The organism is Streptomyces sp. BR1, assembly GCF_052373795.1.
Taxonomy (GTDB): domain Bacteria; phylum Actinomycetota; class Actinomycetes; order Streptomycetales; family Streptomycetaceae; genus Streptomyces.
The window spans coordinates 5,594,457-5,605,242 of the sequence record NZ_CM126252.1 but is presented as its reverse complement, the minus strand read 5'-3'; the positions used below and the strand labels follow the sequence as shown (position 1 = coordinate 5,605,242).

The 10,786-nt window shown below is 73.5% G+C and carries 10 protein-coding genes; 7 read left to right on the top strand and 3 right to left on the bottom strand.

All coding sequences use genetic code 11. The features are described 5' to 3' along the window. Positions 1 to 9: 9 nt before the first annotated feature. Positions 10 to 729: a ZIP family metal transporter gene (locus ACT1U9_RS24435; RefSeq protein ID WP_444534801.1), complete on the bottom strand. Its 720-nt coding sequence runs from the start codon at positions 727 to 729 to the stop codon at positions 10 to 12. Positions 730 to 805: 76 nt separating this feature from the next. Here ACT1U9_RS24435 and cobM point away from each other — a divergent pair, with 76 nt between their 5' ends. Genes cobM through cobC form a run of 6 tightly spaced genes read left to right on the top strand, consistent with a single transcriptional unit; the run spans position 806 to position 7,150 of the window. After that, positions 806 to 1,633: a precorrin-4 C(11)-methyltransferase gene (gene cobM / locus ACT1U9_RS24430; RefSeq protein ID WP_444534800.1), complete on the top strand. Its 828-nt coding sequence runs from the start codon at positions 806 to 808 to the stop codon at positions 1,631 to 1,633. Continuing rightward, positions 1,630 to 2,880, top strand: coding sequence for a precorrin-6y C5,15-methyltransferase (decarboxylating) subunit CbiE (gene cbiE, locus ACT1U9_RS24425; protein ID WP_444534799.1), 1,251 nt, complete (start codon positions 1,630 to 1,632; stop codon positions 2,878 to 2,880). The genes cobM and cbiE overlap by 4 nt, the downstream gene beginning before the upstream one ends. Further along, complete coding sequence (cobJ, locus tag ACT1U9_RS24420) at positions 2,877 to 4,592, top strand: precorrin-3B C(17)-methyltransferase (RefSeq protein WP_444534798.1); 1,716 nt, start codon at positions 2,877 to 2,879, stop codon at positions 4,590 to 4,592. The genes cbiE and cobJ overlap by 4 nt, the downstream gene beginning before the upstream one ends. Further along, positions 4,589 to 5,185, top strand: a complete 597-nt coding sequence (locus tag ACT1U9_RS24415; RefSeq protein ID WP_444534797.1) for a precorrin-8X methylmutase — start codon at positions 4,589 to 4,591, stop codon at positions 5,183 to 5,185. Before cobJ ends, ACT1U9_RS24415 begins: the two co-directional genes overlap by 4 nt. Next, positions 5,182 to 6,093 carry a sirohydrochlorin chelatase gene (locus ACT1U9_RS24410; RefSeq protein WP_444534796.1) on the top strand — a complete coding sequence of 304 codons (912 nt, stop codon included), beginning with the start codon at positions 5,182 to 5,184 and terminating at the stop codon, positions 6,091 to 6,093. The genes ACT1U9_RS24415 and ACT1U9_RS24410 overlap by 4 nt, the downstream gene beginning before the upstream one ends. Continuing rightward, complete coding sequence (gene cobC / locus ACT1U9_RS24405; RefSeq protein ID WP_444534795.1) at positions 6,065 to 7,150, top strand: Rv2231c family pyridoxal phosphate-dependent protein CobC; 1,086 nt, start codon at positions 6,065 to 6,067, stop codon at positions 7,148 to 7,150. The genes ACT1U9_RS24410 and cobC overlap by 29 nt, the downstream gene beginning before the upstream one ends. A 120-nt stretch (positions 7,151 to 7,270) precedes the next feature. Here cobC and ACT1U9_RS24400 read toward each other — a convergent pair whose 3' ends face one another. Then, the gene (locus ACT1U9_RS24400; RefSeq protein ID WP_444534794.1) at positions 7,271 to 8,152 is read right to left on the bottom strand and encodes an SCO1860 family LAETG-anchored protein; all 882 of its coding nucleotides are present in this window, start codon (positions 8,150 to 8,152) and stop codon (positions 7,271 to 7,273) included. Between the two features lie 325 nt (positions 8,153 to 8,477). Further along, a complete protein-coding gene (locus ACT1U9_RS24395) occupies positions 8,478 to 9,569 on the bottom strand; it encodes an amidohydrolase family protein (protein WP_444534793.1) in 1,092 nt (363 codons plus the stop codon). 100 nt (positions 9,570 to 9,669) lie between these two features. On the opposite strand from ACT1U9_RS24395, the gene ACT1U9_RS24390 reads away from it, so the two are divergent. Further along, complete coding sequence (locus tag ACT1U9_RS24390; RefSeq protein ID WP_444534792.1) at positions 9,670 to 10,767, top strand: pyridoxal-phosphate-dependent aminotransferase family protein; 1,098 nt, start codon at positions 9,670 to 9,672, stop codon at positions 10,765 to 10,767. Positions 10,768 to 10,786 lie beyond the last annotated feature (19 nt).

Below are 10,786 nucleotides of genomic sequence, written 5' to 3'. Positions count from 1 at the left end.
GCGCCGGGTTCACTGCGCGAGCCCCACCACCAGCCAGATGAAGGCCACGCCCCCGACGGTGAAGAGCAGCGTCGAGCGGGCCGGGTGTTCGTGGTGGGCCTCGGGCAGGATCTCGGCGGCGGCCAGATACAGCAGCACCCCGCCGAAGAAGCCCAGATATCCGCCGAGCAGCTCGGCCGGAAGAGTGAACAGGAGCGTCGAGGCGGCGCCGACCATCGGCGCGAAGGCGTCCGCGACCAGCATCGCGACGGCCTTGCGCTTCTCGTTGCCGTACAGGCTGGTGATCGTGTACGTGTTGAAGCCGTCGGCGAAGTCGTGGGTGATCACGGCGATCGCCACGGCCGCGCCCATGCCCGCGCCGACCTGGAACGCCGCACCGATCGCGATGCCGTCCATCAGGCTGTGGCCGACCATCGCGGCGGCCGCCGTCAGACCCACCTGCGGCGCCCGCTCGTCGCCCCCATGTGCCGCGCTGCGCACGGCGAGCAGGCGTTCCACCAGGTGGGCGAGGAGAAAGCCGCCGACGAACAGGAGCAGCGCGGCCGGTACGCCGAAGATGTCGTCGCCCGCCGCGTCCAGCGCCTCCGGCAGCAGATCCAGGCCGACCACGCCGAGCATCAGCCCGCCCGCCAGGCCCAGCACCAGATGGCGCCGGTCGGTGACGCGCTGGGCGGTCCAGCCACCGACCAGTGTCATCAGGAACGCGCCGAGCGCGACGACCACCACCATGTGCCCTTGCTAACCGACTGACCCACCACCGCGCATTTCGCTTGACGACTGTGTGACGTACGAGAGGACTCCTCCCATGGCCGATGCCACCACCGGCAAGGTGACGATCGTCGGCGCCGGCCCCGGCGCCGCCGATCTGCTGACATTCCGCGCCGCGCGGGCGATCGCCGACGCCGACGTGGTGATCTGGGCCGCCAGCCTGGTGCAGGCCGAGGTGCTGGAGCACGCGCGCGAGGGCGCCGAGATCCTGGACTCGGCGGCGATGTCCCTGGAGGACGTCGTCGGGGTGTACGAGCGGGCCGCCCGGGAGGGTCTGAAGGTCGCGCGGATCCACTCCGGCGACCCGGCCCTGTGGGGCGGCACCCAGGAGCAGCTGGACCGGCTGGACGGGCTCGGCCTGGAGGTCGAGATCATCCCCGGTGTCTCCTCGTTCTCGGCGGTCGCGGCGATAGCGCAGCGCGAGCTGACCATCCCCGAGGTCTCCCAGTCCGTCATCCTCACGCGTCTGGGCGGCGGCAAGACGCCGATGCCGCCCGGCGAGGAGGTGCGCGAGTTCGCCCGGCACGGCACCACGATGGCGCTCTTCCTGTCCGCCGCCCGCTCCGGGCAGCTGGTGCAGGAACTGCTTGAGGGCGGCTACCCGACATCGACCCCGGTGGTCATCGCGTACCAGGCGACCTGGCCCGAGGAGCTGGTGCTGCGCTGCACGATCGAGACGCTGGAGGAGACGGTGAAGGAGCACAAGCTCTGGAAGCACACGCTCTTCCTGGTGGGCCCCGCCCTGTCGGCCTCCGGCACGCGCTCGCACCTCTACCACCCGGGCCACTTCCACGGTTTCCGCCGCGCCGACCCGGCCGCCCGCCGCGCCCTGAAGGCCGAGAAGGCGGAGCGCTCACCATCATGATCACCGTCATCGGTACGGGAACGGGCGCGCCGCTGGCGCCGGACGCCCTGGCCGCGCTGGCCGAGGCCACGCTGGTCACCGGCGCCGCCCGCCATCTGGACGCGGCCGAACTGCCGCCGGACGCACGGCAGTTGGTGCTCGGCCCGCTCGCGCCCGCACTCGACATCATCGCGAAGCACCGCGAGGAGGGCGGCCGGGTCGTCGTGCTGGCCTCCGGGGATCCCGGGTTCTTCGGGATCGTGCGGTCGCTGGCCGAGCGGTTCGGGCCCGAGGCGCTCGACGTACGGCCCGGGGTCGCCTCCGTCGCCGTCGCGTTCGCCCGGCTCGGACTGCCGTGGGACGACGCGCTGGTGGTCAGCGCGCACGGCCGGGATCTGCGGACGGCCGCCAATGTGTGCCGGGCGCACCCGAAGACCGCCGTGCTCACCGGCCCCGGCGCCGGACCCGCCGAGCTGGGCGCCGAGCTCGCCCGCCGGGCGCCCGACCGGCTGCTCGTGGTCGCCTCCGCGCTCGGTGACCCCGAGCGGGAGCAACTGGTCCGGGTCACTCCGGCGGAGGCGGCGGCCCGGGAGTGGGACGCGGTCAGCGTGATCGTCTGTCTGGACGAGGAGAAGGCCCTCTCGCCGGTACGGACGGTCGCGGGCCGCAGGTCCACGCCCGAGCGATGGGCCCTGGACGAGAGCGAGTTCGCCCACCGCGACTCGATGATCACCAAGGCCGAGGTGCGCGCGCTCGCGCTGGCCCGGATCGGGCCCCGGATCGGCGATCTGGTCTGGGACATAGGAGCCGGGTCCGGCTCGGTGGCCGTGGAGTGCGCCCGGTTCGGGGCTGCGGTGGTCGCGGTGGAGAAGACCGCCGAAGGCTGCGAGCACGTACGGGCCAACGCGACCGCGCACGGCGTGGATGTCCGGGTGGTGCACGGCGCGGCGCCCACGATCCTGTCCGATCTCACCGATCCGGACGCGGTGTTCATCGGCGGGGGCGGCCGTGAGCTGCCCGCCATAGTGACCGCCTGCGCCCGCCGGGCCCGGCGCTCGGTGGTGGTGGCGCTGGCCGCGCTCGACCGCGTGCCGGCCGTACGCGCCGCGCTCACCGGGGCCGGTCTGGTCACCGACGGCGTACTGCTGCAGTCCTCGCGTCTGGCGCCGCTGCCCGGGGACGTGACCCGGCTCGCCGCCACCAACCCCGTCTTCCTGCTGTGGGGCGACCGCCCCGCGACCTCTGTTCTCGAAGGAGCTGTTCAGTGATCGGCCTGATCTCCGCCACGGCGGCGGGCGCCACCGCCCGCGACCGCCTCGCCGCGGCCTGGCCCGGCCGGGTCCGGGTGTACGAAGGACCCGTGCGGGAGGCCGTGGAGCGGGCCTTCGCGGAGTGCGACGCCCTGGTGTGCTTCCTCGCCACCGGGGCCACCGTCCGGCTGCTCGCCCCGCTCCTGGCGGACAAGGCGTCCGACCCGGGTGTCGTCTGCGTCGACGAGGGCGTCCGCTTCGCGGTCTCGCTCCTCGGCGGCCACGGCGGCGGCGCGAACGCGCTGACCGAAGAGGTCGCCGACGTACTGGGCTGTACGCCGGTGGTGACCACGGCGACGGACGCGGTGTCCGTGCCGGGTCTGGACATGCTGGGCCTGCCGGTCGAGGGGGCGGTCGCCGCCGTCGGCCGCGCGATCCTGGACGGGGAGCCGGTGGCGCTGCGGGCCGACGCACACTGGCCGCTGCCCGCGTTCCCGCCGAACGTCACGGACACCTCGGGCGCGTCCGACGTCACCCTCCACCTCACCGACCGCGTCCTCGAACTCGGCTCCCGCGCGGCCGTGTTGCGCCCCAAGTCCCTGGTCGTCGGCGTCGGCGCCTCCAAGGACGCGGCCGTCGAGGAGGTCCTCGGCCTGATCGAGGAAGCGCTCGCCGACGCGGGGCTGAGCCCGCTGAGCGTGGCCGAACTGGCCACCGTGGACGCGAAGTCCGGCGAGCCTGGCATCGTCGAGGCCGCATCGCGGCTCGGAGTGCCCCTCACCACGTACACCTCGGAGGAACTGGCCGCCGCCAGCGTGCCGAACCCCTCCGACGCACCCCTCGCCGCCGTCGGCACGCCCTCGGTCGCGGAGGCCTCGGCGCTGGTCGGCGGGGGCGAACTCCTGGTGCCCAAGCGGAAGTCGGCGCCCGAGGGCCGGGCGGCGATGGCGACCTGCGCGATCGTACGGCGGGCTCCGCGCGGCCGGCTCGCGGTCGTCGGGCTCGGCCCGGGCGCCCGCGATCTGCTCACCCCGCGCGCCAAGGACGAGCTGCGCCGCGCCTCGGTGCTCGTCGGGCTCGACCAGTACGTGGACCAGATCCGCGATCTGCTGCGCCCGGGCACCACGGTCCTGGAGTCGGGGCTCGGCGCCGAGGAGGAGCGGGCCCGTACCGCCGTCGCCGAGGCGCGCAAGGGGCACGCGGTCGCACTGATCGGCTCCGGGGACGCGGGGGTGTACGCGATGGCGTCGCCCGCGCTCGCCGAGGCCGCCGACGACATCGACGTGCTGGGCGTGCCGGGCGTGACCGCCGCGCTGGCCGCCGCCGCGATCCTGGGCGCGCCGCTGGGGCACGACCACGTCTCCATCTCGCTCTCGGACCTGCACACGCCGTGGGAGGTGATCGAGCGCCGGGTGCGGGCGGCCGCCGAGGCGGACATCGTCGTCACCTTCTACAACCCGCGCAGCCGCGGCCGTGACTGGCAGCTGCCGAAGGCGCTCGGCATCCTCGCCGAGCACCGCACCCCGCACACCCCCGTCGGAGTCGTACGCAACGCCTCGCGCCCCGACGAGAGCAGCCGGCTGACCACGCTCGGCGTTCTGGATCCGGCGACCGTGGACATGATGACGGTCGTGACCGTCGGCAACACCGCGACCCGCGAGATCGCCGGCCGCATGGTCACACCGCGCGGCTACCGCTGGCAGTCCGGCACCGCTGGGGAGGCCAAGTGAGCAGGCCCTGGGAGCGTACGGTCCACCCGATCGAGGTGGAGTCGTACCGGCGGCTGCGCGCCCGTCTGGACACCTCGCACTTCGCGCCGCTGACCCGGGCCGTGGTGGAACGGGTCATCCACTCCGCCGCCGATCTGGCGTACGCGACCGATCTGGTCTGCGACGAGGCGACGCTGAGGGCGGCGCACGCGGCGCTGCACGGCGGGGCGCCCGTCGTCACCGACGTCGAGATGGTCGCGGCCGGGATCACCCGGCGCGAGACGGTCTGCCGCCTCAAGAATGCCAAGTCCGGCCCGGGACTCACCCGTTCGGCCCACGCGATCCGGCTGGCATACGAGGAGGTGGGCCCCGGCGCGCTCTGGGTGATCGGCAACGCGCCCACCGCGCTCGAAGAGCTCCTCACCCTGGACGCCGCGCCCGCGCTGGTCATCGGTCTGCCCGTCGGGTTCGTCGGGGCCGTCGAGTCCAAGCAGGCGCTGCGCGAGAGCGGTCTTCCGGCCGTCAGCAATGTTTCCGAGAAGGGCGGCTCGGCCGTGGCCTCCGCCGCCCTCAACGCCCTTCTGTACCACCCCTTCGGCAAGGAGAACCCGTGACCACCCCCCAGACCCAGCCCGCACTGCTCATCGCCGGGCACGGCACCCGGGACGACGCAGGGGCCGAGGCGTTCCGCGCGTTCGTGGAGGAGCTAGGCCGCCGCAACCCCGAACTGCCGGTCGCCGGCGGGTTCATCGAGCTCTCCCCGCCGCCGCTGGGCGAGGCCGTCACCTCGCTGGTGGAGCGGGGGGTCAAGAAGTTCGCGGCCGTACCGCTGATGCTGGTGTCGGCGGGCCACGCCAAGGGCGACATACCGGCCGCGCTGACCCGCGAGAAGGAGCGCCACCCCGGTATCTCCTACACGTACGGGCGCCCGCTCGGCCCGCACCCGTCGCTGCTCGCGGTCCTGGAGCGGCGGGTCGACGAGGTCATCGGCGACCTCGACCGCGCCGAGGTCACGGTGCTCCTGGTCGGCCGGGGCTCCACCGACCCGGACGCCAACTCCGAGGTGCACAAGGCGGCCCGGCTGTTCTGGGAGGGGCGCGGTTACGCGGGCGTGGAGACGGCGTTCGTGTCGCTCGCGGCGCCCGACGTGCCCTCGGGTCTGGACCGGTGCGAGAAGCTGGGCGCGCGGCGGATCGTGGTCCTGCCGTACTTCCTGTTCACCGGCATCCTGCCGGACCGGGTGCGGCAGCAGACCGAGGAGTGGGCGGCCGCGCACCCGTCGCTGGATGTCCGCTCGGCCGACGTCATCGGCGCCACCGAGGAGCTGCACGAGCTGGTCATGGAGCGCTACCGCGAGGCTGTCAAGGGCGATCTGCGGATGAACTGCGACTCCTGCGTCTACCGGATCGCGCTGCCCGGTTTCGAGGACAAGGTGGGACTGCCCCAGCAGCCCCACTTCCACCCGGACGACGACGGCCACCATCATCACCACCATGGCAGCCATGCGCACGCACACCACTGAGCACGATCTGCGCCACCACGGGGACGCCGAGGTCCGTGACTCCGGCGTGGCCCTCACCGACCTCGCGGTCAACGTCCGGGCGGGCACTCCCCCGGACTGGCTGCGGGAGGAGATCGCGGCGTCCCTGACCGGCCTCGCCGCCTACCCCGACGGGCGGGCGGCGCGGGCGGCGGTCGCGGAGCGGCACGGTCTGCCGGTGGAGCGGGTGCTGCTCACAGCGGGGGCGGCGGAGGCGTTCGTGCTGCTCGCGCGAGCTCTGACGTTCCGTCATGCCGTCGTGGTGCACCCGCAGTTCACCGAGCCGGAGGCGGCGCTGCGGGACGCGGGGCACTCGGTGGAGCGGGTCCTGCTGCGCCCCGAGGACGGCTTCCGGCTCGACCCCGCGTCGGTCCCGGCCTCGGCGGATCTGGTCGTGGTGGGCAATCCGACGAACCCGACGTCGGTGCTGCATCCGGGCGGTTTGCTGGCCCGACTCGCCCGTCCCGGGCGGACGTTGGTCGTCGACGAGGCGTTCATGGACGCGGTGCCGGGTGAGCGGGAGGCGCTGGCGGGCCGGACGGATGTGCCGGGCCTGGTGGTACTGCGCAGCCTCACGAAGACGTGGGGTCTCGCGGGCTTGCGCATCGGCTACGTCCAGGCCGAGCCGTCCGTGGTGGCGACGCTGTCGCGGGCGCAGCCCCTATGGCCCGTCTCCACGCCCGCGCTGGTGGCGGCGCAGGCATGTGTGTCTCCACGGGCGCTGGCGGAGGCGGACGAGGCGGCGCGGCGGCTGGTGGTCGACCGTGCGCATCTGCTCGCCGGTCTTGCGGAGTTCGAGGAGGTACAGGTCGTGGAGGCGGCGCAGGGTCCGTTCGTACTGGTCCGCGTGGCGGGAGGCGAGGAGGTACGGGCTCATCTGCGCGGCCTCGGCTTCGCCGTCCGCCGCGGCGACACGTTCCCGGGCCTGGGCCCGGAGTGGCTGCGGCTCGCGGTCCGCGACCGCGCGACAACAAACCACTTCTTGCAGGCCCTGGACCAAGCCCTAACGCTGACAGGCCCCACCCCACCCCTTCCCTGAACCCTCCCCGCCCCCACCCGGCCGCCCACCCAGGGCTTCAGGGAAGGGGCGGGGGAAGAGGGGCGCGGGGAACTGCGCGACCAGCCCCCCGCCCACCCGCAGACGAACCCCACTCCCCCGTCAGGACCTCCGCCTCGCGAAAACCACCGCCCCACCCCCCGCCACCAACAGCGCCACCGCCCCGCCCACCACATACGGCGTCGACGGACTCCCGCCCGTCTCCGCCAGCTTCGGGTCCCCCACCGCCTGAGGCTTCATCGCGGTGCTGGACGCGAGGTCGGCCGAAGGGGACTCGCACGTCGCCTCCGCCAGCGCGACCTCCCCCGTCACCTCCGCCACATTCAGCTTCAGCGGATTCACCGAGACCCGGAGACGCAGAGCCGTCGCCGCGGCCGTACGCGACGTCGTGCGGGTCGAGGACAGGTCCAGGGTGACCTCGCCGACCCCCGGCACCGCGACCCGCGTCGTCCCGCCCGTCGACAGCGTCACCTTCTTGCCGAGCACCGTCACCGCACCCAGCAGGTTCGACGACGCCACCGGGTGCGTACCCGCCTCGCAGACCGCCTTGGAGGTCACCTCCTGGACCTCGACCAGGGAGAGCAGCGGCAGGCCGGGGACGTGCAGACGGGCGTGGACCAGGTGCGTGTAGCCCTGGGCGCGGGCCCCCTCGACCGTCGCCTCCGCCTTGGCGACATCCGCGTCGAGCACACTGAACGGCTTCCCCTTGGCCACCCCGTCCAGCTTCACCGCCAGCGCGGTCTTCTGCGAACTCGCGGGCGCCTGGACCTCGTTGAGGGTGACCTTCAGGGGGACGTCGACCGTCTTGTTGAGGAGCGACACGTCCAGGCCGGTGCGCAGCACTACCGCGCCCGCCTTCCCGCCGTGACCGGCGCCGGTGCCCGTCGCGTACGCCGGTACGGGCGCGGCCAGGGCCAGCGATCCGAGCGTGAGCGCCACGGCGGCAGAAGTGCGCGCGGGCAGGCGGAAGTTGATGGTGTTCAAGGTGGTGGAACCCCCACAGGAGACATGAACCGTCACCCGTCCGCCCTCCCACGGGGACTCGTGGGACTCGCGAGAGCCAGGGGCGCGCCGGTGACTTGAGACACCGGAATCTTTTACACACAGAGAGTGAACCGATAGACACCTGGGGTTAGTTCACCCGAATGAGGCGACAACGGCCGCGTATTCGATCGATCTCGTACGCGCGTTCCCGGCAGCCGCCCCTAATAGCTGACCTTTGGCGTACGCCGGTTGACCCGCATCGGCGCACGCCGAGGAAGCGTAAGCAAGCACAACGACCCGCCACCCCGGACCGTCACGCTCCGCGTCACCCCACGATCCGTCCCCGCAGCAGTATCCGGCTCGGCGCCCCCAGCACCCGTACGTCCGCCCGCGGGTCCTGCTCGTACACCACGAGGTCCGCGGGCGCGCCCTCCTCCAGGAGCGGGCGGCCGAGCCAGGTGCGGGCGTGCCAGGCCGTCGCCGAGAGGGCGTCGAGCGGGGGGATGCCCGCCTTGACCAGCTCCGCCACCTCCGCCGCCACCAGGCCATGGGCCATGGAGCCGCCCGCGTCGGTGCCGACGAAGACGGGGATGCCGGCGTCGTACGCCGAGCGGACCGTGTCGTAGCGGCGTGCGTGCAGCCGGCGCATATGGGCCGACCAGACGGGGAACTTGGCCTCCCCGCCGTCCGCGAGATGCGGGAACGTGGCGATGTTGACCAGGGTCGGGACGATGGCGACGCCGCGCTCGGCGAAGAGCGGGATCGTGTCCTCGGTCAGGCCCGTCGCGTGCTCGATGCAGTCGATGCCCGCCTCGACGAGGTCGCGAAGCGAGTCCTCGGCGAAGCAGTGGGCCGTCACGCGCGCGCCCAGCCGGTGCGCCTCGGCGATCGCCGCCTCGACCTCGCCGCGCGGCCAGCACGCCGACAGGTCCCCCACCTCGCGGTCGATCCAGTCCCCGACCAGCTTGACCCAGCCGTCCCCGCGCCGCGCCTCGCGGGCCACGTACGCGACGAGGTCGCCGGGCTCGATCTCATGGGCGTAGTTGCGGATGTAGCGGCGGGTGCGGGCGATGTGGCGGCCCGCGCGGATGATCCTCGGCAGGTCGTCGCGGTCGTCGATCCAGCGGGTGTCGGAGGGCGAGCCCGCGTCCCGGAGCAGCAGGACGCCCGCCTCGCGGTCGGTGAGCGCCTGCTTCTCGCTGGTCTGGTCGTCGACCGGGCCGTGCCGGTCGAGCCCCACATGGCAGTGCGCGTCGACGAGTCCGGGCAGCGCCCAGCCGGTGACCGTGACGGCGTCGGCCGCGCCCGGCGGGCGTTCATAGGTGATCCGGCCGTCCACCGCCCACAGTTCGTCCCGTACGTCCTCGGGCCCCGCAAGCACCCGCCCCCGGACATGCACCACCGCGTGATCGCTCATGACCAGCACTGTACGAGGGCCTGGGTACCCTCGACCGAGAGGCTCGGCACTTCGGCGCCGGGCCCCGTGAACGCAAGCGCAGACGACCGAAGAAGGCATCGTGACTCACCCCCTGCTCGACCTGGCCCCGCTGTCCGCCGCCCGTTTCGCGGCCATCGAGCGACGGGTGGCCGCGCTGCTCGCCACCGAGCAGGACGTGGTGATCATGCAGGGTGAGGCGCTGCTGCCGCTTGAGGGGTGCATCCGGGGCGCCGCGCACCCGGGTTCCACCGCGCTGAACGTGGTGACCGGCCCGTACGGGCAGACCTTCGGCAACTGGCTGCGGGACTGCGGCGCGAACGTGGTCGATCTGGAGGTGCCGTTCCACACGGCGGTCACCGCCGAGGACGTCGACCGGGCGCTCACCGAGCACCCGGAGATCGACTTCGTCTCCCTGGTGCACGCGGAGGCGGCGACCGGCAACACCAACCCGGTCGCGGAGATCGGCGAGGTGGTGCGCCGCCACGGCGCGCTGTTCATGCTGGACGCGGTCGCGTCGGTGGCCGCCGAGCCGCTGCTGCCGGACGCGTGGGGCGTGGACCTGTGCGTGATCGGCGCGCAGAAGGCGATGGGCGGCCCGGCCGGGGTCTCGGCGGTGTCGGTGAGCGAGCGCGCCTGGGCCCGGATCGCCGCCAACCCGCGCGCCCCGCGCCGCTCGTACCTCTCGCTGCTCGACTGGAAGGAGCGCTGGATCGACGGCGGCCGCAAGGCGCTCCTGCACGCCCCGGCCCAGTTGGAAATGCTGGCCCTTGAGGCGTGTGTGGAGCGGATCGAGGCGGAGGGCCTGGACGCGGTGACGGCCCGGCACGCCTCGGCCGCGGCGGCCACCCGGGCGGGCGCCTCGGCGCTGGGCGGCGGCCTCCAGCCGTACGTGCACGACGCCCGGGACGCGGCCCCGGTGGCCACGACGCTGCGTACTCCGGCGGGAGTCGACGCCTCCGAGCTGGTCGCGAAGGCTCTCGCGGCCGACCCGGCGCTGCCGCTGATCGCGGGCGGCGGGGCGCTGGCCAAGGAGATGATCCGGGTCAACCACTACGGCGTGGACGCCACCCGGGGCGCGGTGCAGTCCTCGCTCGCGGCCCTCGGCGCGGCGCTCGGCGAGACGGGCCGGGCGGTCGACCTGGAGGCGGCCCGCCGAGCCGTCTCGCAGAGCTGGTGAATCTCCGGTACCCGATAAA

What these genes read in the sequence shown, in the direction of transcription:
- cbiE (WP_444534799.1), top strand. Translation starts at nt 1,630, where the DNA reads ATGATCACCGTCATCGGTACGGGAACGGGCGCGCCGCTGGCGCCGGAC.
- ACT1U9_RS24395 (WP_444534793.1), bottom strand. Translation starts at nt 9,569, where the DNA reads ATGAGCGATCACGCGGTGGTGCATGTCCGGGGGCGGGTGCTTGCGGGG.
- cobM (WP_444534800.1), top strand. Translation starts at nt 806, where the DNA reads ATGGCCGATGCCACCACCGGCAAGGTGACGATCGTCGGCGCCGGCCCC.
- cobC (WP_444534795.1), top strand. Translation starts at nt 6,065, where the DNA reads ATGGCAGCCATGCGCACGCACACCACTGAGCACGATCTGCGCCACCAC.
- ACT1U9_RS24435 (WP_444534801.1), bottom strand. Translation starts at nt 729, where the DNA reads ATGGTGGTGGTCGTCGCGCTCGGCGCGTTCCTGATGACACTGGTCGGT.